22 protein-coding genes and 1 pseudogene are annotated in these 24,572 nt (G+C 67.9%); 10 read left to right on the forward strand and 13 right to left on the reverse strand.

Annotated elements, in window-relative coordinates; translation table 11 throughout:
* Nucleotides 1–8: 8 nt before the first annotated feature.
* The 4 genes and pseudogenes from odhB (at nucleotide 9) to K8P63_RS07755 (ending at nucleotide 3,884) form a co-directional block, all read left to right on the forward strand.
* Nucleotides 9–1,310, forward strand: a complete 1,302-nt coding sequence (odhB, locus tag K8P63_RS07740) for a 2-oxoglutarate dehydrogenase complex dihydrolipoyllysine-residue succinyltransferase (protein ID WP_223799235.1) — start codon at nucleotides 9–11, stop codon at nucleotides 1,308–1,310.
* Between the two features lie 128 nt (nucleotides 1,311–1,438).
* Nucleotides 1,439–1,702: pseudogene (locus tag K8P63_RS07745) on the forward strand (GIY-YIG nuclease family protein).
* Between the two features lie 99 nt (nucleotides 1,703–1,801).
* Nucleotides 1,802–3,196, forward strand: a complete 1,395-nt coding sequence (gene lpdA / locus K8P63_RS07750) for a dihydrolipoyl dehydrogenase (RefSeq protein WP_223799236.1) — start codon at nucleotides 1,802–1,804, stop codon at nucleotides 3,194–3,196.
* Between the two features lie 37 nt (nucleotides 3,197–3,233).
* The gene (locus K8P63_RS07755) at nucleotides 3,234–3,884 is read left to right on the forward strand and encodes a hypothetical protein (protein WP_223799237.1); all 651 of its coding nucleotides are present in this window, start codon (nucleotides 3,234–3,236) and stop codon (nucleotides 3,882–3,884) included.
* 107 nt (nucleotides 3,885–3,991) lie between these two features.
* Here K8P63_RS07755 and K8P63_RS07760 read toward each other — a convergent pair whose 3' ends face one another.
* Nucleotides 3,992–4,792: a TrmH family RNA methyltransferase gene (locus K8P63_RS07760; protein WP_223799238.1), complete on the reverse strand. Its 801-nt coding sequence runs from the start codon at nucleotides 4,790–4,792 to the stop codon at nucleotides 3,992–3,994.
* A 76-nt stretch (nucleotides 4,793–4,868) separates the two neighbouring features.
* Nucleotides 4,869–5,597 carry a DUF4136 domain-containing protein gene (locus K8P63_RS07765; RefSeq protein WP_223799239.1) on the reverse strand — a complete coding sequence of 243 codons (729 nt, stop codon included), beginning with the start codon at nucleotides 5,595–5,597 and terminating at the stop codon, nucleotides 4,869–4,871.
* Nucleotides 5,598–5,938: 341 nt separating this feature from the next.
* Between K8P63_RS07765 and K8P63_RS07770 the strand changes: the two genes are divergently transcribed.
* Nucleotides 5,939–6,997, forward strand: coding sequence for a winged helix-turn-helix domain-containing protein (locus tag K8P63_RS07770; protein ID WP_263282703.1), 1,059 nt, complete (start codon nucleotides 5,939–5,941; stop codon nucleotides 6,995–6,997).
* Nucleotides 6,998–7,074: 77 nt separating this feature from the next.
* Here K8P63_RS07770 and pnp read toward each other — a convergent pair whose 3' ends face one another.
* The 11 genes from pnp to rimP form a co-directional block, all read right to left on the reverse strand.
* The gene (gene pnp, locus K8P63_RS07775) at nucleotides 7,075–9,396 is read right to left on the reverse strand and encodes a polyribonucleotide nucleotidyltransferase (RefSeq protein ID WP_223799240.1); all 2,322 of its coding nucleotides are present in this window, start codon (nucleotides 9,394–9,396) and stop codon (nucleotides 7,075–7,077) included.
* 193 nt (nucleotides 9,397–9,589) lie between these two features.
* A complete protein-coding gene (rpsO, locus tag K8P63_RS07780) occupies nucleotides 9,590–9,859 on the reverse strand; it encodes a 30S ribosomal protein S15 (RefSeq protein ID WP_223799241.1) in 270 nt (89 codons plus the stop codon).
* A 4-nt stretch (nucleotides 9,860–9,863) separates the two neighbouring features.
* Entirely contained in the window at nucleotides 9,864–10,847 is a 984-nt protein-coding gene (truB, locus tag K8P63_RS07785) for a tRNA pseudouridine(55) synthase TruB (RefSeq protein WP_223799774.1), read from the reverse strand.
* A 20-nt stretch (nucleotides 10,848–10,867) separates the two neighbouring features.
* Complete coding sequence (locus K8P63_RS07790) at nucleotides 10,868–12,208, reverse strand: alpha/beta fold hydrolase (RefSeq protein ID WP_223799242.1); 1,341 nt, start codon at nucleotides 12,206–12,208, stop codon at nucleotides 10,868–10,870.
* Nucleotides 12,205–12,738 carry a GNAT family N-acetyltransferase gene (locus tag K8P63_RS07795; protein WP_223799243.1) on the reverse strand — a complete coding sequence of 178 codons (534 nt, stop codon included), beginning with the start codon at nucleotides 12,736–12,738 and terminating at the stop codon, nucleotides 12,205–12,207. The genes K8P63_RS07790 and K8P63_RS07795 overlap by 4 nt, the downstream gene beginning before the upstream one ends.
* Nucleotides 12,728–13,129, reverse strand: coding sequence for a 30S ribosome-binding factor RbfA (rbfA, locus tag K8P63_RS07800; protein ID WP_223799244.1), 402 nt, complete (start codon nucleotides 13,127–13,129; stop codon nucleotides 12,728–12,730). The genes K8P63_RS07795 and rbfA overlap by 11 nt, the downstream gene beginning before the upstream one ends.
* A 111-nt stretch (nucleotides 13,130–13,240) precedes the next feature.
* A complete protein-coding gene (infB, locus tag K8P63_RS07805) occupies nucleotides 13,241–15,820 on the reverse strand; it encodes a translation initiation factor IF-2 (protein WP_223799245.1) in 2,580 nt (859 codons plus the stop codon).
* Between the two features lie 65 nt (nucleotides 15,821–15,885).
* Complete coding sequence (locus K8P63_RS07810) at nucleotides 15,886–16,563, reverse strand: RNA-binding protein (RefSeq protein WP_223799246.1); 678 nt, start codon at nucleotides 16,561–16,563, stop codon at nucleotides 15,886–15,888.
* On the reverse strand, nucleotides 16,550–16,780 hold the full coding sequence (locus tag K8P63_RS07815) for a tautomerase family protein (RefSeq protein WP_223799247.1): 231 nt from the start codon (nucleotides 16,778–16,780) through the stop codon (nucleotides 16,550–16,552). The genes K8P63_RS07810 and K8P63_RS07815 overlap by 14 nt, the downstream gene beginning before the upstream one ends.
* Entirely contained in the window at nucleotides 16,780–18,399 is a 1,620-nt protein-coding gene (gene nusA / locus K8P63_RS07820; protein ID WP_223799248.1) for a transcription termination factor NusA, read from the reverse strand. Before nusA ends, K8P63_RS07815 begins: the two co-directional genes overlap by 1 nt.
* Before the next feature lie 7 nt (nucleotides 18,400–18,406).
* Nucleotides 18,407–18,931 (reverse strand): ribosome maturation protein RimP, encoded by a 525-nt coding sequence (gene rimP / locus K8P63_RS07825; RefSeq protein ID WP_223799249.1) that lies wholly within the window; start codon nucleotides 18,929–18,931, stop codon nucleotides 18,407–18,409.
* 136 nt (nucleotides 18,932–19,067) lie between these two features.
* On the opposite strand from rimP, the gene K8P63_RS07830 reads away from it, so the two are divergent.
* The 5 genes from K8P63_RS07830 (at nucleotide 19,068) to K8P63_RS07850 (ending at nucleotide 24,465) form a co-directional block, all read left to right on the forward strand.
* Complete coding sequence (locus K8P63_RS07830; protein WP_449618976.1) at nucleotides 19,068–20,309, forward strand: PQQ-dependent sugar dehydrogenase; 1,242 nt, start codon at nucleotides 19,068–19,070, stop codon at nucleotides 20,307–20,309.
* A gap of 10 nt (nucleotides 20,310–20,319) precedes the next feature.
* Entirely contained in the window at nucleotides 20,320–21,954 is a 1,635-nt protein-coding gene (locus tag K8P63_RS07835; protein WP_223799251.1) for a helicase HerA-like domain-containing protein, read from the forward strand.
* Nucleotides 21,955–22,060: 106 nt separating this feature from the next.
* Nucleotides 22,061–22,966, forward strand: a complete 906-nt coding sequence (locus tag K8P63_RS07840) for a glucokinase (RefSeq protein ID WP_223799252.1) — start codon at nucleotides 22,061–22,063, stop codon at nucleotides 22,964–22,966.
* Between the two features lie 90 nt (nucleotides 22,967–23,056).
* Entirely contained in the window at nucleotides 23,057–24,007 is a 951-nt protein-coding gene (locus K8P63_RS07845; protein ID WP_223799253.1) for an isopenicillin N synthase family dioxygenase, read from the forward strand.
* On the forward strand, nucleotides 24,004–24,465 hold the full coding sequence (locus K8P63_RS07850; RefSeq protein ID WP_223799254.1) for a hypothetical protein: 462 nt from the start codon (nucleotides 24,004–24,006) through the stop codon (nucleotides 24,463–24,465). Before K8P63_RS07845 ends, K8P63_RS07850 begins: the two co-directional genes overlap by 4 nt.
* The last annotated feature ends 107 nt before the right edge of the window (nucleotides 24,466–24,572 follow it).

Here is a 24,572-nt window from a genome sequence, read left to right on the forward strand (position 1 = left end):
GACCGGACATGCCGACCGATGTTGTGGTGCCCACGCTGGGCGAATCGATCACCGAAGCGACGCTCGGCCAGTGGCTGAAGCAGCCGGGCGAGGCGGTGAAGGCCGACGAGCCGATCGCCAGCCTCGAGACCGACAAGGTCGCGGTCGAGGTCAATGCCCCGACCGCCGGCGTGATCGCCGAACTGGTGGTGAGCGAGGGCGCCACGGTGAATGTCGGCGCGGTGATCGCGCGGATCGAAGCGGGCGCGCAGGCCGCCTCCGCCGCCACGCCGAAGGCCGAGGATCGCACCGCGGTCGCGCAGGCCGAAAAGGCTGAGCCGCCGGCGCCTGCGGCCGCTCCGGTCGGCGGCGCGGTCGAGGCGACGCCGGCAGGCTATGGCAATCATGGCGAGACGGCGGTCGGTGACAGCCCCGCTTTGTCGCCGTCGGCGCGCCGCGCGGTGCTCGAGCATGGCGTCGATCCCGCGGCCGTGAAGGGCACGGGCGTCGACGGCCGCATCACCAAGGACGACGTGGTCGCCGCCGCCAAGGCCGGCACCGCGAAGGCCGCGAGCGCAGCGCCGCAACCTTCGACGTCCGCGTCGGTGCCCGCGGCGGCCGCCGGCCCGAGCCGCAAGGAAGAGCGCGTGCGCATGTCGCGCCTGCGCCAGACGGTCGCCAAGCGCCTGAAGGAAGCGCAGAACACCGCCGCCATGCTGACGACGTTCAACGACGTCGACATGACCGAGGTGATCGCGGCGCGCGCCAAGTATAAGGATCTGTTCGAGAAGAAGCACGGCGTCCGCCTCGGCTTCATGGGCTTCTTCGTGAAGGCTGCCTGCCAGGCGCTGCGCGACGTGCCGTCGGTCAACGCCTCGATCGAGGGCGACGAGATCGTCTATCACGATTATGCCGACGTCTCGGTCGCGGTCTCCGCGCCCAACGGCCTTGTCGTTCCGGTGATCCGCGACGCGCAGTCGCTGTCGGTCGCCGGCATCGAGAAGACGATCGGCGATTTCGGCAAGCGCGCCAAGGACGGCACGCTCAAGATGGACGAGATGAAGGGGGGCACCTTCACCATCTCCAACGGCGGCGTGTTCGGCTCGCTGATGTCGACCCCGATCATCAACCCGCCGCAGTCCGCCGTGCTGGGCCTGCACCGCATCGAGGAGCGGCCGGTGGTGAAGGACGGGCAGATCGTAGCCCGCCCGATGATGTATCTGGCGCTCAGCTACGATCACCGCATCATCGACGGCCGCGAGGCGGTGACCTTCCTCGTCGCGCTGAAGAACGCGATCGAGGATCCGACCCGGCTGCTGATCGACCTTTGATCCAGAACGTGTGCTCCTGCGGACGCAGGAGCCCAGGGTCGTGAGCGGTCGCTCGAAGCTCTGGGTTTCTGCGCTCGCAGGTACACGAACACGAGGAGGCACTGACGAAGGCCGGATACGTCTACCTGATGGCCAATCGCCGCAACGGCACGCTTTATCTCGGCGTGACCAGCGACTTGCCGGCCCGGGCGCATCAGCATCGCAACGGTTCGATCGAAGGCTTTTGAAAAGATCACGGATGCACGAGCCTTGTCTGGTTCGAAACGCATGACGATTTGCAGGAGGCGCGGCGACGCGAACTGCAGATGAAGAAGTGGAAGCGGGCTTGGAAGCTTGAGTTGATCGAGCGTGACAATCCGCAGTGGAAGGATTTGTACGAGACGCTCTTCTGACGGTGTCGGTGCTCCTGCGCATGCCGGAGCCCAGGGCCGTGGGAGGTGCCGCTCGAAACCCTAGGCTCCTGCGTGCGCAGGAGCACAGCGGAGTGTGTGATGGCTGACTATGATTTCGACGTCCTGGTGATCGGTTCGGGGCCGGGCGGCTATGTCGCGGCGATCCGCGCGGCGCAGCTCGGGCTCAAGACGGCGTGCGCGGAGAGCCGCGCGACGCTGGGCGGCACTTGCCTCAATGTCGGCTGCATTCCGTCCAAGGCCCTGCTCCACGCCTCCGAGCTGTTCTCCGAGGCGCAGACCGGCGCGCTCGCCAAGCTCGGCGTGAAGATCGAGGGGCTCAGCCTTGATCTCGAGACGATGCACGGTCAGCGCAAGGACGCGGTCAAGCAGCTGACCGGCGGCGTCGAATATCTGTTCAAGAAGAACAAGATCGAGTGGCTGAAGGGCCATGCCACCTTCACCGGCGCCGACACCGTCACGGTGGGCGATCGCAGCGTGCGCGCGAAGAACATCATCGTCGCCACCGGATCGTCGGTGACCCCGCTGCCGGGCGTCGCGATCGATCAGGAGCGGATCGTCGACTCGACCGGCGCGCTGGAACTGCCCGAGGTGCCGAGCCACCTTGTCGTGATCGGCGGCGGCGTGATCGGGCTGGAACTTGGCTCGGTGTGGCGCCGCGTCGGCGCGAAGGTGACCGTGGTCGAATATCTCGACCAGATCCTGCCCGGTATGGACGGCGAGGTCCGCAAGGAAGCCAACAAGATCTTCAAGAAGCAGGGGCTGGAGTTCAAGCTCGGCACCAAGGTCACCAAGGCGGAGCGCAACGGCGACAGCGTCACGCTGACGGTGGAGCCCGCCGCCGGCGGCGCGGCCGAGACGATCGAGGCGAGCCACGTGCTGGTCGCGATCGGCCGCCGCGCGAACACCGAGGGGCTGGACCTCGACAAGGCTGGCCTGGCGCTCAACGCGCGTGGCCAGATCGAGACCGATCATGATTTCGCGACCTCGGTGCCCGGCATCTGGGCGATCGGCGACGTCATCCCCGGCCCGATGCTGGCGCACAAGGCCGAGGATGAGGGCATTGCGGTCGCCGAGAATATCGCCGGCCTCACCGGCATCGTGAACCACGACGTCATTCCGAGCGTGGTCTATACCAGCCCCGAGATCGCCGGCGTTGGCCTGACCGAGGAACAGGCCAAGGAGCGCGGCGCGGTCAAGGTCGGCAAATTCCCGATGCTCGCCAACAGCCGCGCCAAGACCAATCACGAGCCCGACGGCTTCGTGAAGGTGATCGCCGATGCCGCGAGCGATCGCGTGCTGGGCGTGTGGGCGATCGCATCGGTCGCCGGCACGATGATCGCGCAGGCCGCGCAGGCGATGGAGCTCGGCGCCAGCAGCGAGGATATCGCCTACACCTGCCACGCCCATCCGACCCATTCGGAGGCGATGAAGGAGGCGGCGATGGCGGTGCTCGGGAAACCGATCCACATCTGACGCGTACTCCCTGGGACCGAAACGATCCCGAGGGTGTATGAGCAAGGTATATCGATGGGCGGCGGCGCTGCCGGTGACGGCCGCGCTGCTGCTCGGCGGGTGCGGCGAGAAGACGCCGACCCTCTCCGAAGATCCGATCGAGCAGGCCGCGAGCTGCGGCGTGATCGCCGCCGCGGCCGAGCGGCAGGCGGCCGGCATCAAGGGCGACCTGCCGGTCGCGGCGCAGGAGCGCATCTTCCATTATCCGCTGCTCGCGGGCTCCGCCGGCCCGAGCTTCGATGCCGCCAAGGCGGATGCCGTGTTCAAGCGCATGCCGAAGCTGTTCGACACGGTGGTGAAGGGCAAGTGGCAGACGCTGCAGCCGACCTGCGCGACCGCCTTTCCGGCGACGCAGATCAAGACACCGACGCTGCCCGACGCGAAGCTCGACGGCCTGCTGCAATGCTATGTGCTGGTCGATTTCATGCGCAAGGCACTGGGCGGGCAGGGCGCGTCCTATGCGGAGGCGGCGAACAAATATGGCGTGCTGGGCGAGAAGCTCGACGCGAAGCTCTCGCCGGCATTGGCGAAGATCGGCGTGAAGAATGGCGACGCGCTGCAGGCGAAGCGGGCTGAGGGCCTGGCCGCCGCCGCGAAGCTCGGGCCGCCGCCGGCGGTGATCGATGCATGCGAGGCGAAGTTCGGTTGAGCATTCGTTCTCCGCGCGTCATGCCAGCGTAAGCTGGCATCTCGCGCGGCTGGGTGGGCGGCCGATAGCGGAGATCCCAGCGTTCGCTGGGATGACGCTAGAGGTATCTACCCCTCGATCTGCCGCAGCACCTCGTAGGCCATCACCGCGCAGGCGACGGCGGCGTTGAGACTGTCGGCCTTGCCGCGCATCGGGATCTTCACCCGGATGTCGCACGCATCCTCATAGGCCGGGGGCAGGCCCTGCGCCTCGTTGCCGATCATCAGGAAGGTGGGTGCCGCGTAGCGCGCCATGCGGAAGCCGACGCTCGCGCGCAGGCTGGTGCCGACGAGCTGGCCGGGCCCGCCGCGCAGCCACGGCAGGAACTCCTCCCAGCGCGCCTGCGCGATCCGCTGGGTAAACATCGCGCCCATGCTGGCGCGCACCGCCTCGACCGAGAAGGGGTCGACGCAATCGTCGATCAGGATCAGCCCGCCCGCGCCGACCGCATCGCCGGTCCGCAGGATCGTGCCGAGATTGCCGGGATCGCGGAGCGATTGCGCCACCATCCAGATCGGCGCGGCGGCGCGATCGATCGTGGCGAGATCGGTCGCGAACTGGCGATAGACGCCGAGCACGACCTGGGGATTGTCCTTGCCCGACAGCTTGTGGAGGATGTCGCGGGTGGTCTCGATGGCCTCGCCGCCGCGTGCCTCCACGCCGGCGGTCAGGCGGCGCACGATCGGATGATCGGCGCTCTCGGCGGCGAAGAACAGGTGGAGCGGCCAGTAGCCGGCTTCCTCGGCCTCGGCGAGGATGCGGAGGCCCTCGGCCAGGAACAGGCCCTCGTCGCGGCGGTGGCGCTTCTCGCGCAGCGACCGCACGCGCTTGATGAGCGGGTTGGAAAAGGCGGTGATCTCGCGCGGCATCGCCGCGCCTTAGCGCGGCGGCTCGGCGCGGGCTACCGCCGTCGCCCCGGAGCGAATCCGGGGCGACGAAGCGGCATCAGGCGGTCGGACCGCTGTTGATCGGCGCGCGGTTGACCGGGGCCGGGCCCGAGCCGTCCTTGGGTGGCGGGGGCACGGTGATGAGCACGTCTTCACCCGAACGACCCGGGAAGCCGGTGAACATCGCCTCGACCAGGTTCGGCACCAGCCGCTGGAGCGAATGGTCGACCGAACGCGCCTTGGCGCGACCCTCGAACAGCGTCACGCCGTCGGCGGCGCGGCGGATGCGCATGTCGAGATGGCTGACGTAGAAGGTGTAGCTCTCGACGTCGGGGCCACCGGCCCAATAGGGGTCACCCCAGCCCATGCCCCAACCGCGCCCATAATAGCCGCGACCGAAACCACCGCCGAAGCCTCCGAAACCGCCATAGCCCCAGCCACGACCCCAACCGCCATAGCCACCGTAAAGGCCGGGCGTGGTCACGACTTTCTCGTGGCCGTTGTCGATACCGTAATCGAGGCTCACCACCAGGCTCGCACCGCGACCATCCGGCGAGGGCGTGTAGCCGAGCTGTGCCAGTCGCGTGGCGACCATCTGTGCGTACATGCCGAACTCGATCCCACCCTGCATCTGCGGGTTGGCCGCCTGTATGGCGAAGGTCTGGCCCTGCGGCGGCGGCATGCGCTGGAAGCGCGAGACGTCGGCTTTGAATGAGGTCGCGCACGCGCCGACCAACAGCAGAGATGCCGGTGCGACGATGCGAAATATGGTCTTGGACAAGGACATAGGTTAAATCCCGAAGGGCTGACCCGTATCTGGATCGGAACGGCTGAACCACGATTGAACGTATTGCGAACGGGTTGAGTTGCAGCCGCCGCCACCGCTCGTCGCACAGTGGACCGCGCGCCTTACGCCGTCATTACGGGAAGATAACGGCTCGTCGCAAGGCGCTTCGCCACGCTGTACCCTTCCGCGGCCGCCAAAGTTGGAGACCCGTCCTGAAAATCGAGCTTTCATCCCGGGAGGCGCGTCGGATCGCGCTGACGGCCCAAGGGTTCAACGCGCGCGATCGCAACGGCATCGCGGGTGCCCGGCAGCTGCGTCAGACGATCGCGCAGCTCGGCCTGTTGCAGATCGACAGCGTCAACGTGCTGGTGCGCGCGCATTACATGCCCCTGTTTTCGCGCCTCGGCGCTTACGACCGCGCGCTGCTTGATCGGGTCTCGATCGAGCGTCCGCGCCGTTTCTTCGAATATTGGGGGCATGAGGCGTCGCTGCTGCCGGTCGACTGCCATGCTTTGTTGCGGTGGCGCATGGAGCGGGCGCTGCGCGGCGAGGGGATATGGCGCCAGCTCGAACCGTTCGCGACCGAACGTCGGGGTGAGGCCGATGCGCTGCTCGCGCGCATCGCGGCCGAGGGCGCGCTCGCTGCGTCCGATCTGGCGGGCGCGGTGGCGCGCAAGGGCATGTGGGTGTGGAGCGAGGCCAAGCATGCGCTCGAATGGCTGTTCTGGGCAGGGCTGGTCGCGGCGACGCATCGGCGCGGCAGCTTCGAGCGGGTCTACGATCTGCCTGAGCGCGTGCTGCCGCGCGCAATCCTCGATGCGCCGACGCCGTCTCCGGTCGACGCGCAGCGGGAATTGCTCGCCCGTGCCGCGCTGGCGCTGGGCGTCGCCACGTCGGGCGACCTGCGCGATTATTATCGCATCCCCGCGTCCGACGTGGCGCTTCCGCTCGCGCAGCTGGTCGAGGAGGGGACGATCTCGCCAGTGCAGGTCCGTGGCTGGCGGCAGCAGGCCTATCTCCATCGCGACGCAGTGGCGGGGCGACGGATCGGCGGCAGCGCGCTGCTGTCGCCGTTCGATCCTTTGATCTGGCGTCGGGAGCGCACCGAGCGGCTGTTCGATTTCCGCTATCGGCTCGAAATCTACACCCCGGCGCACAAGCGCGAGCATGGCTATTACGTGCTGCCATTCCTGCTCGACGACGCGATCGTCGCGCGGGCCGATCTCAAGGCGGACCGCAAGTCGGGATGCCTGGTCGTGCAGCAGGCGAGCATCGAATCCGCTGCACCGCGCGATACGATCGATGCGCTCCGGACGGAGCTGCAACTGATGGCCGATTGGCTGGGGCTGCCGAGCCTGAGCGCGGCACCGCTGGATGCCCTGCACGGCGCGGTGTCATAACCCCCACCCGGCGCCGCCAACGAAAAAGGGCGCCCCTCGCGGGACGCCCTTTCCTGTTCAGTGACTGATCGCTGCGATCAGTCGTCGTCGCGGGTCAGGAAAGCCGGCGCGAACTCGGGCGCGGGGCCCTCGTCACGGCTGGCTTCGCCGCCCTCGCGACGCGGGCCACGCTCACGGCGCGGGCCACGATCGCCACCCTCGCGGCGACGGTCGCCACGGCCTTCGCCGCGACCCTCGCCACGCGGACCGCGATCGCCGCGGCCTTCGCCGCCTTCGCGCGGCTCACGCGCCGGACGCGTATCTTCCAGCGCTTCGCCGGTTTCCTGATCGACGACGCGCATCGACAGACGGACCTTCCCGCGCGGATCGATCTCGAGCACCTTGACCTTGACCTCCTGACCCTCGGTCAGGACGTCGGAGACCTTGGCGACGCGCTCGTTCTTGATCTCCGAGATGTGGACGAGGCCGTCCTTGCCACCCATGAAGTTCACGAACGCGCCGAAATCGACCATGTTCACGACCTTGCCGGAATAGATCTTGCCGACCTCGGCTTCCTGCGTGATGCCTTCGATCCACTTGCGTGCGGCTTCGATCTGCGCCGGATCCGACGAGCTGATCTTGACCGTGCCGTCATCCTCGATGTCGACCTTGGCGCCGGTGGTGGCGACGATCTCGCGGATCACCTTGCCGCCGGTGCCGATCACTTCGCGGATCTTGTCCTTGGGCACCTGCATCGTCTCGATGCGCGGCGCGTGCGCGGACAATTCGCCACGGGTCTCGCCGAGCGCCTTGTTCATCTCGGCGAGAATGTGGGCGCGGCCCTCATTCGCCTGCGCGAGCGCGACCTTCATGATCTCCTCGGTGATGCCGGCGATCTTGATGTCCATCTGCAGCGAGGTGATGCCCTCGCTGGTGCCGGCCACCTTGAAGTCCATGTCGCCGAGGTGATCCTCGTCGCCCAGGATGTCGGACAGGACGGCAAAGTTCTTGCCCTCGAGGATCAGGCCCATCGCAATGCCCGAAACCGGGCGCTTCAGCGGAACGCCCGCATCCATCATCGCAAGGCTGCCGCCGCACACCGTCGCCATCGACGACGAGCCGTTGGACTCGGTGATGTCGGACAGCACGCGGATCGTGTAGGGAAACTCCTCCTTCGACGGCAGCACCGGGTGCAGCGCGCGCCAGGCGAGCTTGCCGTGGCCCACTTCACGACGGCCCGGCGCGCCGAAGCGGCCGACCTCGCCCACCGAATAAGGCGGAAAGTTGTAGTGGAGTAGGAAGCGCTCGTAGGACAGGCCGGTCAGGCCGTCGATCATCTGCTCCGCATCGGCGGTGCCGAGCGTGGTCGAGCAGATCGCCTGCGTCTCGCCGCGCGTGAACAAAGCCGAGCCGTGGGTGCGCGGCAGGAAGTGCACCATCGCCTCGATCGGGCGGACGGTCTTCGTGTCGCGGCCGTCGATGCGGCGGCCGTCCTTCAGGATGGCGGTGCGGACGATCTCCGCTTCCACCTTCTTGCCGATCTTGCCGACCTTCAGCTTGGTCGTGCTGTCGGCATCGGCGAAGGCGGCCTTCAGCGGCGCCTTGGCGGCGGCGATGGCGGCGACGCGTTCGGCCTTGGCCGTCAGCTTGTACGCCTTGGCGATGTCCTTGCCGATCAGATCCTTGACCTGCTTCTTCAGCGCGCTGTCATCCTCCTGCGGCAGATCCCACGGATCCTTCGCAGCCTTCTCGGCGAGGTCGATGATCGCATTGATGACCTTCTTCGACGCATCGTGCGCGAACACGACGGCGCCCAGCATCACCTCTTCCGAAAGCTCCTTGGCTTCGGATTCGACCATCATCACGGCATTGCCGGTGGCGGCGACGACGAGGTCGAGCTCGCCGGCCTTCACCTGCTCGTTGGTCGGGTTGAGGATGTACTCGCCATCGATATAGCCGACGCGTGCGCCGCCGATCGGGCCCATGAAGGGCACGCCGGAGATGGTAAGCGCGGCCGACGCGGCGACCATCGCGAGGATGTCGGGCTCGTTCTCGCCGTCATAGCTCAGCACCTGGGCGATGACGTTGATCTCGTTGTAGAAACCCTCGGGGAAGAGGGGGCGGATCGGGCGATCGATGAGACGGCTGGTCAGCGTCTCCTTCTCGGTCGCGCCGCGCTCGCGCTTGAAGAAGCCACCCGGGATACGGCCGGCAGCGCTATACTTTTCCTGATAATGGACGGTGAGCGGGAAGAAATCCTGCCCTTCCTTGACCGAGCGCGCGGCGGTGACGGCGCACAGCACGACGGTTTCGCCGAGCGTCGCGATCACCGCGCCGTCGGCCTGACGAGCGACGCGGCCCGTCTCGAGGGTCAGCGTCTTGCCGCCCCATTCGATCTGCGTCTTCTTGATATCGAACATTCTGTTTCCTTACTCCCGCAGCCCTATGCGGCGGGGGCCTCTAGTGCTGGCTATCCGGCCAGCGGCGGTGCGGGACTGCGTGCCCCTTGGACCGGCGGCCGGATTGCCGCCTCGTCGTATTGATTTCGTCACCCAGCGCACGCTGAGGTGACAGCCATATGAAAAAGGGCGGCCTTGCGACCGCCCCTTCCGGTTACTTGCGAAGGCCGAGCTTCGCGATCAGCGCGCTGTAGCGGGCCTGGTCGCTCTTCTTGAGATAGTCGAGCAGGCTGCGGCGGTTGTTCACCATCATCAGCAGGCCGCGACGCGAATGGTTGTCCTTGGCGTGGCCCTTGAAGTGCTCGGTCAGGTTGGTGATGCGCTCCGTCAGGATCGCGATCTGCACCTCGGGGGAGCCAGTGTCGCCCTCGGCCCGGGCATTGTCCTTGATGACTTCGGCCTTACGCTCGGCGGTAATCGTCATGTCTTCACTCCGACATCAGGTTGAAGCCGCGCACCACCTTTATTTCGTCCCCCACATCGACCAATGCGACGGGCGTTTCGCCCAGCATAGCGAGGGTAGGACCGGGTGGTACTGCGTATCCCGTCAGCCGGCGCCCCTGGCGGAGTGCTGTGGCCTGATCGGGCGTCAGGCAGAGGACCGGGATGTCGACCAGTCCAACCTGAAGCGGCAGGAGCAGCTCCTGCAGCCGCGCGTCCCTAGCGGCTTCATCCAATATGTCGAGCGAAATCGCCGATTCAAGGGTGAACGGGCCCGCTTTGGTGCGACGGAGCATGGTGACGTGCCCCACCGTGCCCAGCGCATAGGCGATGTCGCGCGCGAGGCTGCGGATATAGGTGCCCTTGGACACGCGGGCGGAGAGGGTGATTTGTCCCATCTCCTCCCCAGCACGGGGAGGGGGACCAGCCGCAGGCTGGTGGAGGGGTAGGGCGCCTCCCCCTCTACCCCCGGCTTCGCCGGCGGTCCCCCTCCCCGTGCCGGGGAGGATACAGAGGCTGTGAATCGTCACGTCCCGGCTCGCCAGCACGACCTCCTCGCCCGCGCGTGCAAGATCGTAGGCGCGCTTGCCGTCGATCTTGAGCGCGGAGAAAGCGGGCGGCGTCTGCGCGATCGGGCCGGTGAAGCGAGGCAGCACCGCGATTATCTGCGCGAGCGTCGGCCGCACCGGGCTTTCGGCCGCGACTGCGCCCTCCGCATCCAGCGTGGTGGTTTCGACGCCGAAGCTGAGGGTGAAGTCATATGCCTTGTCGGCGTCGAGCATGCGGCCTGCCAGCTTGGTCGCCTCGCCGATCGCGATCGGCAGTACGCCGCTGGCGAGCGGATCGAGCGTTCCGCCATGGCCGACGCGCGCCTTGGCATAGCCGCCGACGCGCAGCGCGCGCTTGACCGCGCTGACCGCCTGGGTCGAGCCGAGCCCGACCGGCTTGTCGAGGACCAGCCAGCCGTGCAGCGGCGGCCGGGCGGCTGCGCTCACTGCGGCATCGCCGCGCGCAGCTTGGCCGCCACCGCCTGCAGATCGGTGAACTCTGCCATCGGCGCCGGCGTCGTCAGCCACGGCGACACGGCGTAGGACGGGTAAACGTGGACGTGCAGGTGCGGGATGCTCTGCGCATTGCCGTTATTCTGCTGGATCACTACGCCCTGCGGATGCAGCACCGCGCGCTCGGCAATGGCGACGCGGCGCGCGACCGCCATCACCCGGTTCAGCTCAACCGGCGGGATCTCCATGATGTTGCGCGCATGCGCGACCTTGGAGATGACGAGGACGTGGCCGATCGATTCCGGATGATTGCCCATGAAGGCGAGGACGTACTTGTCCTCGTAGACGGTCGCGACCTTGACCTCGCCGCGCGTCATCTTCGCGAAGATATTGTCGGGCTGCCATGCCGTGCCGGTGAATGACACGCTGCGGCCGGGAACGGTCCACAGCCACTTCAGCACCTCCGTCTCCAGCGCGATGCGATGGTCGGAGAAGCTGTGGTCGGTCGGCATGGTGAGCGACGTTACCCACGGTGCGCCGGCGGCGCGTGCCGCGTCGGCGGCGGCGATGCCCTGCGCCGCGATCCCGCGCTCGGCGCCGATCACCATCAGCGGCCGGTCGGCCAGCGCGCGCGCGTTGGCGGCAAGATCGAAGGCGGGGTCGGCGCGGGCAATCTCGTCGAGTAGCGTATCCTCGCTCGTGCCGGCGAGCGGGGGCATGTCGTCGTGCAGTTCGCCGGCGTCGAACGCCTGCCGCTTGGCCGGATCGGCAAAGCCGCGCCCAGTACCGGCCAGATCGAACGGATCGATCAGCAGCACGCCGGCGACATCCTTGTCCGCCGCAGCCACGCGCGCCGCCATCGCCCCGCCCATGCTGTGTCCGGCGACGACGATGCGGTCGGCCTTGAGGTGGTATTTCTGCACGTTGGCCGGATCGCGCAACCACGCCAGCGCGGCAGCCGCATCCTCGGCGCAGTTCGCGAACGAGAAGACGCCCGGGCTGCCCCAGCTACCGCGATAGTGGAAGGTCAGAACGTTCCACCCGGCACGCCGGGCGGCTTGGGCGAGATCGAGATTCTGCTCGTTGCCGGGCAGGCCATGCAGCAGCAGCAGCGTCGCGTGGGCCTCGCCGCCGCTCGGCGTGTAGAGGACGGCGTTGAGCAAGGCGCCATGGCTCGGCAGGCGGAACGCGACCATCGCGGCGGGATGCGCCGTATCGACGGCAGTATCGCTTGTGACCGCATCCATGTTGGGCGGCAGCATCTCGGGTGGCGCGGCGATTGCCGTTGCCGACAGGAGCGCCCACGCCGCCAACGTCAGAGCTGCTCTCATGCCCATTCCCCCGCCAGGATCGAGAACAAGGCGGTATCACGCACATGTCCCGTCCATGTGACACGCTCGGCGCGGATCAGCCCGTCCTGCATCGCGCTCAGCTTGCGGACCGCCGCCTTCGACCGGGCATTGCGATCGTCGATGCGGAATTCGATGCGCCGAATGCCGCAGGCGAAGGCATGGCCGATCATTGCATCCTTGATCCGGCGATTGAGGCCGGTGCCACGCACGGCAGGACGCAGATAGGTGTTGCCGATCTCGACCGTCTCGAACGCCGGCTTGAGGTTCAGGTAAGCGGTCATTCCGCATACCGCGTCGTCGTCCTTGATCGCGAAGGCGATGTGGTTGGGATCGGCCAGGATCCGATCGAACTGCGCGTCGAAATGGTCGGGGTCGAACGAGACCGAATAGATCGGCCAGATCGCGCTATCTTCGGCGCAGGCCGCCTTGAGCGCTGTCCGGTGGTGTTCGGCGAGCGCGACCAGCGCGGGCTCGGGCGGATGCGCGAGCCGCGCGAAATCAGTCGTCATCGTCTTCGGCGAGATCGCGCGCGACCGTCGGCGCACGCAACAGCGCATCGATGCGCGCGCCCTCGTCGAAGCTCTCGTCGGGCAGGAACTTCAGCCGTGCGGCATATTTGAGGTTCACCGCCTTGGCGACCTCGCCCTGGAAATAAGCGGTGTTGGTGCGCAGCGCCTTCAGCACCTTGGCCTCGTCCGCGCCGAGCAAGGGCTTCACGAACACGGTCGCGTGACGCAGATCGGGCGACATGCGGACCTCGGTGACCGAGACGTGGATGGCGGCCAGCACCTCGTCATGCACGTCACCGCGCAGCAGGATGTCGGCCAGTTTGTGGCGCACCTGCTCGCCCACGCGCAGCAGGCGGACCGACTTGCCCTCGCTCATGTCGTTGTGGCGCATGCGGTTCCCTCACCAAAGCCCGTCACCCCAGCGAAGTCTGGGATCTCCCGATAGCAGGAGATCCCGGCTTGCGCTGGAATGACGCGGAAGCTGCGTCGCCGGACCGAAAGGTCACAGCGTGCGCGCGCGCTCCTCGACCTCGAACGTCTCGAGGAAGTCGCCCGGCTTGACGTCGGTCGAACCCTCGATGGTGATGCCGCACTCGAGGCCGGCGCGAACCTCGGCCACGTCGTCCTTGAAGCGACGCAACGAGGCAATCTTGCCGTTGTAGATGATGACGTCCTCGCGGGTGAGGCGAGCACGCAGATCCTTCTTGATGTAGCCCTCGGTGACGAGCAGGCCCGCGGCCTTGCCGTGCTTGCCCGCCGAGAAGACCTCGCGGACCTCGGCGCGGCCGACGACGGTCTCGAAATATTCGGGACCGAGCTGACCGGCCATCGCCGCGCGGATCTCGTCGAGCAAATCGTAGATCACGTCATAATATTTGAGCGCGACCCCGTCGCGCGTGGCGATCTCGCGTGCCTTGGCATTGGCGCGCACGTTGAAGCCGATGATCGGCGCACGGCTCGCCGCCGCCAGCGTCACGTCGCTCTCGGTGATGCCGCCGACGCCCGAGTGCAGGATGCGCACCTGGATATCGTCGGTCGAGATCTTGTTGAGCGACGAGACGATCGCCTCGACCGAGCCCTGGGCATCGGCCTTGACCACCACCGGATATTGCTGCGCCTGCTTGGCACGCAACGACGAGAACATGCTCTCGAGCGATGCCGGCGCCTGCGTCGTGCGACGCTGCTGGATCACGCTGGCGCGATAGGCCGCGACCTCGCGGGCGCGCGCCTCGTTCTCGACCACGGTCAGCTGGTCGGCTGCCTGCGGCACGCCCGACATGCCGAGGATCTCGACCGGCAGGGACGGGCCGGCCGACTTGATCGGCTTGCCCTTGTCGTCGAGCAATGCGCGCACCTTGCCGCTCTCGGCACCGACGACGAAGATGTCGCCGGTCTTGAGCGTGCCGCGCCGCACGATGATCGTCGCAACCGGGCCGCGGCCCTTGTCGAGCTGCGCCTCGATGACGACGCCCTCGGCCTCGCGATCGGGGTTGGCAGTCAGCTCCATCAGCTCGGCCTGGATCTGGATCTTCTCGATCAGCTCGTCGAGGCCGGTCTTGGCGGTGGCGGAGACCTGCACTTCCTGCGTGTCGCCGCCCATGCTTTCCACCTGCACGTCATATTGCAGGAGCGCCTCGCGGACGCGCTGGGCGTTGGAGCCGGGCTTGTCCATCTTGTTGATCGCCACGATCATCGGCTTGCCGGCCGCCTTGGTGTGGTTGATCGCCTCGATCGTCTGCGGGCGGATGCCGTCGTCACCCGCGACCACGATCACGACGATGTCGGTCACGTCGGCGCCGCGCGCGCGCATTTCGCTGAACGCCTCGTGGCCCGGCGTGTCGAGGAAGGTGATCTTCGATCCGTCCTTCTGCGTCACCTGATAGGCGCCGATATGTTGCGTGATGCCACCGGCTTCGCCCGAGGCGATGTCGGTGCCGCGCAGCGCGTCGAGCAGGCTGGTCTTGCCGTGATCGACATGACCCATGATCGTCACGACCGGCGGCCGCGACTTGAGCGTCTCGGTCTCGTCGACGTCGGTCTCGGTCTGGATGTCGATGTCGCTCTCGCTGACGCGACGGATGTTGTGGCCGAACTCGGACACCAGCAGCTCGGCCGTGTCCTGGTCGATCGTCTGGTTCGAGGTGACGGGCGTGCCCATCTTGAACAATGCCTTGACCAGGTCGGAGGTACGCTCCGCCATGCGGTTGGCAAGCTCGGCGACGGTGATCGCCTCGGGCACCTGAACGTCGCGCACCTGCTTGGCCGAGGGGCCGGACTGGTGCGCGCGCTTGTCCTTCTCGCGCGAGCGCTTCAGCGCGGCGAGGCTGCGTGCCCGTGCCCCGCCATCGCCCTCGTCGAGCGCGCGGGTGACGGTGAGCTTGCCCGACTGGCGCCGGTCGTCGCCGACACGGCCGCGCGCGGGGCGAACCGGCGGCTCGGGCCGCTTGGGTGCCACGACGGGCGTGAAACGACGCGGCGGCGGCACGACGCTGCCGGCGGGGCGGGGCGCTTCCTCGGTCGGCACGGCTTCGGGCGCTGCGGCGACGGTGGTTGGGACGGGTGCAGCAGCGGGTTCGGCTGCCTGCGCTTCGGGCTCTGCCACGACGGCGGCCTGCTCGGCCACGAGGCGCTGGGCCTCGTCGTCCGCGGCGCGGCGGCTCTCGTCGGCACGACGGCGCTCTTCTTCCGATGCGTCGCGGGCGTTGCGCTCCTCGCGGCGGCGGGCTTCCTCCAGCGAGTTCATGCGCGCTTCGTCGGCCTCGCGCAGCAGACGCTCCTGCTGCTCGCGGCGCTCCAGCGGCGTCATCGGGCGCTGCTGGACCGGCGGACGCACGGGTGCGGGCTGCGCAATCGGCGCAGGCTCGGGCGCTGCGACGACGGCGGGCGTCGCTGCCTCGACCTCGGGCTCATGCGCCGGGGCGGGATCGCCCGGCTTGCGGAAGGTGCGGGCCTTCTTGGTTTCGACGATCACGGTGTTCGATCGGCCGTGGCTGAAGCTCTGCTTCACTTTGCCGGTCTCGACCGTGCGGCGCACGCCGAGCGGGGCGCGCATTCCAAGTTTAGGCTTGTCGTTATCGCTCATCTGGTAACCCGAACCCTCATCTCAATCATTCGTGCCGATGCTCACCTCGCGGGAAACCCGCAGGCTCATGGCTCGTCATCAGGGCCTATGTAGCCGCGCCACCGGCCGAGCGCTTCCGACACGCGCGCAGCGGCTGCCGGCGCGACAAGCGCAAGATGTACCACATTCTCGCGACCCAGCGCCATCGACAATATGGCGCGTGTCGCCGGGATTGCGAGTCCGCGGAGCGACGAACCCTCCATGTCGAGGCCGACGCGCAGCGCCTGATCCAGCTTGCGCGTGCCGTCGGCGGCGGCGTCGCGGGCGTGGAGCAGCAGCGCGACCGTGCCGCCACGTGCCGCATCGGCGATCCGTTCGGTGCCGGTGACGATCTGGCCGGCGCGGGCCTCCAGCCCGAGCCGATCGAGCGTGGCGCGTTCCAGCGCGCGCTCGATCTGCTCGGCAAGGTCAGCCGGAACGGTGACGGCGGTCTTGAACGCGCGCGCCAACGCCTTGGCGAGCCGGCCTTTGCCGATCGCCTCCTGCAGCGTGGCGCGATCGACCCCGATCCACGCGCCGCGCCCCGGCGCCTTGGCGCGCACGTCGGGCGCGACGCTGCCGTCCGGGCCGAGCGCGAGCCGGATCAATGCCTCGGGCGGCGCCTTCTTGCCCGAAAGGATGCAGGTACGTTCGCTCTCCCCCTTGGCCTTGGGCACAAAGGGCGGGGCGACCGTCAGGTCCGCTGGCGTCTCATTGTCCGACATTCGCGGGCGCGACCTCCTTGGGGGGAGGGGCGGGGCGATCGGCAATCAGGATGCCGGCGGCACCGTAATTCCCGGTCGAATGCTCGTTGATGACGATCTGCACGGCGGCGGCGGGCTTGCCCAGCCGCTCGACCATCGAGCGCGTCACGTCCGCGACGATCGCGGCCTTCTGCTCCTTGGTGGCCGAGCCGGCGAGTTCGATGGCGATGAACGGCATCAGCCCTGCACCCCCTCGCCCTCGGCGGCCGGAGCCTCCTCCTCGTCGCCGAACCAGCCGGCGGCATGGCGGGCGGCCATGATGATCTCCTGGCCCTGCTCCATCGACAGGCCGTAGCCGGCGAGCACACCGCCCTTGTCGGGCTTCGGTGCGGGCGCGCCTTCCTTGCGGCGGCGCGGCTCGGCGCGCGGCTTCTCGACCAGTTCGTCGGTCGAAAGATCGCCCACGTCGTCGAGCGTCTTGATGCCGGCTTTGCCGAGCGTCACCATCATCGCCTCGGTGATGAACGGCAGTTCGCCCACCGCATCCTCGACGCCCAGTGCCTGGCGCGCCTCGCGATTGGCGGTCTCCTGCCGCTCCAGCGCCTCGGCGGCGCGGTTCTGCAGTTCGCCGGCGATCTCTTCGTCGAGACCCTCGATCTGGGCGAGCTCCTCGACTTCGACATAGGCGACCTCGTCCAGCGTCGAGAAGCCCTCGGCGACCAGCAACTGCGCGAGCGTCTCGTCGACGTCGAGCTCGGTCTGGAAGGTCTCGCTGTTCTTGACGAACTCGCGCTGGCGCTTCTCGCTCGCGTCCGCCTCGGTCAGGATGTCGATCGCCGAGCCGGTGAGCTGGCTCGCCAGCCGCACGTTCTGGCCGCGGCGGCCGATCGCGAGCGACAGCTGATCGTCGGGAACGACGACCTCGATGCGGCTCTCTTCCTCGTCGATCAGCACGCGCGCGACCTGCGCCGGCTGCAGCGCGTTGACGACGAAGGTGGCGGTGTCGGGCGACCAGGGGATGATGTCGATCTTCTCGCCCTGCAGCTCCTGCACCACCGCCTGCACGCGGCTGCCCTTCATGCCGACGCACGCGCCGACCGGATCGATCGAACTGTCGCGGCTGATGACGCCGATCTTGGCGCGGCTGCCGGGATCGCGCGCGGCCGCCTTGATCTCGATGATGCCGTCGTAGATTTCGGGCACTTCCTGCGCGAACAGCTTCTTCATGAAGTCCGGGTGCGCGCGGCTGAGGAAGATCTGCGGCCCGCGATTTTCGCGCACCACCTTCAGGATGATCGCGCGGACGCGATCGTCCTTGCGCAGCACCTCGCGCGGGATCTGCGCGTCGCGGCGGATCACGCCCTCAGCGCGGCCGAGATTGACGACGACGTGGCCGAATTCGACCGATTTGACCGTACCGACGATGATCTCGCCCGCGCGATCCTTGAACTCGTCATACTGGCGCTCGCGCTCGGCGTCGCGGACCTTCTGGAAGATCACCTGCTTGGCCGCCTGCGCCGCGATGCGGCCGAACTCGATCGGCGGCAGCGGGTCGACGATATAGTCGCCGACGACCGCGCCCGGCTGAAGCTTCTGCGCCTCGGCGACGTTCACCTGCGTGAAGTAATTGTCGACCTCCTCGACCACCTCGACGACGCGCCACAGCCGCAGGTCGCCCGACTTGGGGTCGATCTTCGCGCGGATGTCGTTCTCGGCGCCGTAGCGAGCCTTGGCGGCGCGCTGGATCGCGTCTTCCATCGCCTCGATGACGATGGTGCGGTCGATCAGCTTTTCGCGCGCGACCGAGTCGGCGATGGCGAGCAGCTCGGCCTTGTTGGCGGAGATGGCGGTGGCCATGATGGTCTTACCCTTCCTCTGAAATCTTGTCCGCGCCCTCTGCGGAGAGCGGCGCGGTCGCCTTGATCAATGCGTCGGTCAGCAACAGCTTGGCGCTGACGATCTGGCCGAACGGAATAAGCATCTCGCCGACGCGGTCAGCATATACCTTGACGGTGTCGCCTTCGAGTCCGTCGAGCCGCGCATCGAACTGCTTGCGGCCATCGAGCGGCGCAGTGAGCTTGATGCGCGCCTCGAAGCCGGCCCAATCGGCATAATCCTGCAGCCGGGTGAGCGGCCGATCGATGCCCGGCGAGGAGACCTCAAGCCGATATGCCTCCTCGATCGGATCCTCGGCATCCAGCACGTCGGAGATGCGCCGCGACAGCGCCTCGCAATCCGACAGGTCGAGCTGGCGCGTGTCCGGCCGCTCCGCCATCACCTGCAGCCGCGGGTCCGATTTGCCGCCGAACATCGCCACGCGCACGAGCTCGAAGCCGAGTGCCTTGGCCTCCGGCTCGATCAACTGGGCGATGCGCGCGATGTCCGTCATGCTGCTCCGACTGGAATATGCGACTGTCCGAGCCGGAACCGTTCGGTCCGGCCTCGCCAGTGTTTCCAATGTCGAGGGACATGGGCCATATAGCCGCGACCCGACCGTGCGACAAGCCGGCCGATGCGAAAGGATGATGATGCCGCGCTCCACCCGTTCCGCTGCCCTTTTTCCCGCGGCCCTGCTGCTGGTCGCCGCACCCGCCGTCGCGCAGATGAATGCAGGCAACAGCCAGCCGAATCCGGACAAGCCGTTCGTCGTCACGCCGATCGTCGCGCTTGATCATCCGTGGGCGCTCGCCTTCATTTCCGACGGCCGGATGCTCGTCACCGAGAAGACCGGGCATATCCAGCTGGTCGATCCGAAGGGCGGCAAGGTCGAGGTGTCGGGCGTGCCGGCGGTCAAATATGAAGGACAGGGCGGCCTGCTGTTCGTCGCCACCGCACCGACCTACGCGCGCGATCACGGCGTCTACATCACCTATTCGGAGCCGGGCGAGGAGGGCTCGGGGCTCGCGCTGGCGCATGCGACGCTGACGATCGGGCAGGGGACGGCGAAGCTCGACAAGCTCAAGGTGATCTGGCGCCAGCTGCCGCGCGGCAAGGGTGGCCAGTTCGGCGCCTATGTCGCCTTCGCGCCCGATGGAAAGAGCCTGTTCCTCGCCTCGGGCGAGCGGATGCGCTTCACCCCCGCCCAGGATCCCGATCAGGCGATCGGCAAGATCCTGCACCTGACGCTCGACGGCAAGCCGTGGCCGGGCAACCCGATGGCGGGCAAGCAGGGATCGCAGACGATCAACATGATCGATCCGCCCAAGAACAGCATCACCGCCCCCGATGCGCCGGTGCACAAGGTGACGCTGCCCGGTCCGAATCTGACGCCGGCCGAGACGTGGAGCAGCGGCCACCGCAATCCCTACGGCCTCGCCTTCGATGCCGCCGGCCATCTGTGGGAGGTCGAGCATGGCCCGCGCGGCGGCGACGAGCTCAACCTGATCCTGCCCGGCAAGAATTATGGCTGGCCGGTCGTCTCCTACGGTCGCAACTATGACGGGCCGGAGATCGCCAATCCCGACACGCATCCCGAGTTCGAGAAGCCCAAGCTCTACTGGAATCCGGTGATCGCGCCCGGCGGGCTCACTTTCTATTATGCCGGCCTGTTCCCGCAGTGGAAGGGATCGGCCTTTATCGGCGGGCTCGCCTCGAAGGCGCTGGTGCGCGTCGCGTTCGACGGCACCAACGCGCGCGAGGCGGAGCGCTGGGATATGGGCGCGCGCATCCGCTTCGTGACCACCGGGCCCGACGGCGCATTGTGGCTGCTGACCGACGGCGAACGCGGCGGGCAGGGCGGGCTCGAGCGCCTGACGCCGAAATCGTAAGGACAGCGCCATGACCGATCCGAACGGCCTCTTCGTCGGCGCCGGCGAGGCTGGCGTCGCGCCGCAGACGCTCAGCCTGAAGCGCGCCAACCGTCACGGACTGATCGCGGGCGCGACCGGTACGGGCAAGACCGTGACGCTGCAGGGCATCGCCGAGGGCTTCTCCAAGGCGGGCGTGCCGGTGTTCGTGGCCGATGTGAAGGGCGATCTCGCCGGGCTCGCCATGGCGGGTTCGCCGATGGCGCCGGCCCACGCCGCCTTTGCCGCGCGCGCGGCCGAGATCGGCATGACCGACTGGGCCTATGCCGACAATCCGGTGATCTTCTGGGATCTGTTCGGCCAGGCGGGCCACCCGGTGCGCACCACCGTGAGCGAGATGGGGCCGCTGCTGCTCGCCCGGTTGATGGGTCTCAACGACACGCAGGAAGGCGTGCTACAGGTCGTGTTCAAGGCCGCCGACGAGCAGGGCCTGCTGCTGCTCGACATGGCCGATCTTCAGGCGATGCTCGCCTGGGCGGCCGAGAATGCCGCCGATCTCTCGGCGCATTACGGCAACGTCACCCGCGCCAGCGTCGGCACGATCCAGCGCCAGCTGCTCGGGCTGGAGGCGCAGGGCGGCGACCAATTCTTCGGCGAGCCCGCGCTCGACATTCACGACATGATGATCGTGGACGAAAATGGGCGCGGCACGATCAGCGTGCTGGCGGCGGACAAACTGATGGCGGCGCCGAAGCTCTACGCCACCTTCCTGCTGTGGCTGCTATCCGAGCTGTTCGAGACGCTGCCCGAGGTGGGCGATCCCGACAAGCCGAAGCTCGTCTTCTTCTTCGACGAAGCGCATCTGATGTTCGACGATGCGGCACCAGCCTTGCTCGACAAGATCGAACAGGTCGTGCGGCTGATCCGGTCGAAGGGCGTCGGCGTCTATTTCGTCACGCAGAACCCGATCGACGTGCCCGACGACGTCGCCGGCCAGCTCGGCAACCGCGTCCAGCACAAGTTGAACGCCTTCACCCCGCGCGAGCAGAAGGCGGTGCAGGCCGCGGCGCAGACCTTCCGCGCGTCGCCTGGCGTCGACGTCGCCACCGCGATCACTGAGCTGAAGGTGGGCGAGGCGCTCGTCTCGCTGCTCCAGCCGGACGGCAGCCCGAGCCCGGTCGCGCGCACCCTGATCCGGCCGCCTTGCTCGCGCGTCGGCCCGCTGAGCGACAAGGAGCGCGCGATCATCGTCTCGACCTCGCCGCTCGCCGGCAAATACGACACGGCCGTCAATCGCGAGAGCGCGGCGGAGATGCTCGCGGCGAAGGCCGGCGACGCCAAGGCCGCGACGGAGAAGGCCACCGCCGAAGCCGCTGCCGCGAAGGTTCAGGCCGAGCAGGCCAAGGCCGCGGCGCAACAGGCGAAGCTCGACGCCGACGAGCAGGCGCGCCGCGATCGCGAGGCGCAGCGTGCGGCCGACGCGCAGGCACGTGCCGAGGATCGCGCCCGCGCCGCCGCCGCGCGCGAAGCGGCCAAGCCCACGCTGACCGACAAGATGCTCCAGTCCGCCGCGCGCTCGGTCGCCTCCTCGCTCGGCCGGCAGGTGGCGGGGCAGCTCGGCGGCCAACTCGTGCGCGGCCTGCTCGGCGGCCTGTTCAAACGGTGATAGGCTCGATCCGGCCGCGTTAAGACTTTTTAGAGCATGTCCGTGCTAGGCGCCGCCGTCCGTACATAAAATAAGCGGGCGCGATCTTGGGGGGGGGGCGGCCGTGGTGTCGACACAGAGCTGGATTCTGGCTGACCTGTCGACGGCGGGAACCGTCCGCTTCGCCCGCGCCGATCCCGGCGCCGGACGATTCGACGATGCGCTCACCATCTCGCCCGGCACATTCATCACATTCTCCGATGCGCTGATGGCGTATGCGCGCCAGGCCGGCATCGATCTGCGCACGGCGGGATGCGTCCTTTCGTTGCCCGGGCCCACGGTCGGCAACACGATCCGCGTCGCGCGATCCCGCTGGACCCTCTCTCGCTCGGGGCTGGGTGGCATGATCGGCGGTCCGCTGTTGATCCTCAACGACATGGTCGCGACCGCCTGGTCGCTGCCAAATGCTCCGGCGAATACCCTGCAGCCGCTCGGCAGTGCGCCGTTGCCCGATATGTCGCGGCCCGGACGCTGGGCGATAATCCTGCTGGACGACGGTGTCGGCGCAGCGACCCTGACGCTTGCGCCGAACGGGCAGATCTCAGTGGCGGACAGCGAGGCGGGGCATATCGGCTTCTCGCCGGCAGATGATCGCGAATTCGCGATCATGCGGCCGCTGCGCGGTTATCGTGCAGCGGTTTCGTGGGAGCAGATGCTTACGCTTACCGGCGCCGCCGTCGATCCGGTGCAGTGGGCGGGGCTGGCTGGGGCCTTTGCCGGCGACGTGCTGCTGGCGACCGCAGCGTGGAGCGGCCTGATCCTGTGCGGCCACCGCGCCCCGGCGTTGCGGAACGCCGATGCCTATGCCGCCTTCGTCGCGCGCGGTGCGGCCAAGTCGGCGCATGGGCGCTTCATCGAGCAGGCGGCGATCGGTCTGCTACCCGCCCGTGAGCCGCTGAATGGATGCCTCGGTTTCCTGCGCGCGTGCAGCCTAGGTGATCCAAACGCGCCGCATCCGGTCAGCCCGGCCTAAGAAGCGGCGGCATGTCGGACAGAACAGGCTGCCATGTCGTGCCGCGCCGCGGGGCTTCTGCGACGGGGTGCGCACTGATAAAGAGGCGGCATGGCCACCACGCTCGATCGCCCTGCCGTCCCTACCGTCAGCCTCGCGCAGGAGGCGTCTGATCCGGTCGGCTTCGCCGCTGCGCTCGGCGGATCGTTCGAGCGCTACGGCTTCGCGATCGTTTCCGATCATGGCGTGCCGGCCGAGGTGATCGCAGAGGCCGAGGCGAAGGCCAAGGCGTTCTTCGCGCTGCCCGAGGAGGTGAAGCGCCGTTATCACATGCCCGGCACCGGCGGCGCGCGCGGCTATACGCCGTTCGGGATCGAGACCGCCAAAGATGCCAAGGCGCACGATCTCAAGGAATTCTGGCATGTCGGACGCGAGCTGCCGTCCGGCCACCGTTTCACCGATCTGATGTCGCCAAACCTGTGGCCCGACGAAGTGGCCGGCTTCCGCGCGGCGGAACTGGCATTGTTCGATGCGCTCGACGCAGCCGGGCGGCGACTGCTCGCCGCGATCGCGCGCTACCTGACGCTGTCGCCCGATTTCTTCGACGATACCGTGGCCGACGGCAACAGCGTGCTGCGCCTGCTCCATTATCCGGCGATGGGCATGGATGGCCCCTCGATCCGTGCCGGCGCGCATGAGGATATCAACACGATCACCCTGCTGCTCGGCGCGGAGGAAGCCGGGCTGGAATTGCTCGATCGCGACGGCAACTGGCTGCCGGTGCAGCCGCGCGCGGGCGAACTGGCGGTGAATGTGGGGGACATGCTGCAGCGGCTGACCAACAACGTGCTCCGTTCGACCACGCACCGGGTGATGAACCCGGCGCCGGAGCGGCGCGGCCACGCACGCTATTCGATGCCGTTCTTCCTGCATTTCCGCCCCGATTATCTGATCGAGACGCTGCCCGGCTGCCTGTCGGCGGAGCGGCCGAATCTGTATCCGGAGCCGATCACCGCGCACGATTATCTGTTGCAGCGCCTGAGGGAGATCAAGCTGATATGAAGCTGTTCGCCGCCGCCATTTTCGCCATCCTGTCCGCGCCTGCCATCGCGCAGGACGCGACCTGTACGCACGCCGCCGTCGAGCCTGGCTTCGACGGCTGGGGCAAGCCGGCCGGCGACACGCTCGCGCCTGGCAAGGCGGCGACGCTGGCGCTCAAGCCCGCCACCGAGGTGACGTTCGAGCCCAAGCTCGCCCGCGCGCCCAAGCCGGGCAGCTTCGGCGGCTTTTTCGCGATCACCGTCCCGGCCGCGGGCACCTATCGCTTCGCATTGTCGCAGGGCGCTTGGATCGACGCGGTGCATCGCGGCGACCGGCTCAAGTCGGTCGCGCATGGGCATGGTGCCGCCTGCTCGGGCATCGCCAAGATCGTGGCGTTCGAGTTGCCCGCCGGCCGCAGCTACATCCAGCTGTCCGAAGCGAAGGCGGCGACGATCGACGTGATGGTCGTGAAGGGCTGAGCGTTTAACCCGTCACCCCGGACCTGTTCCGGGGTCCACCCCACCACCAGCGTGCCGCCACGGGTAAGCGTGGATGCCGGAACAAGTCCGGCATGACGGTGTGTTGG

Origin of the sequence: Sphingomonas nostoxanthinifaciens (assembly GCF_019930585.1) — a bacterium.
Classification (GTDB): domain Bacteria; phylum Pseudomonadota; class Alphaproteobacteria; order Sphingomonadales; family Sphingomonadaceae; genus Sphingomonas_I; species Sphingomonas_I nostoxanthinifaciens.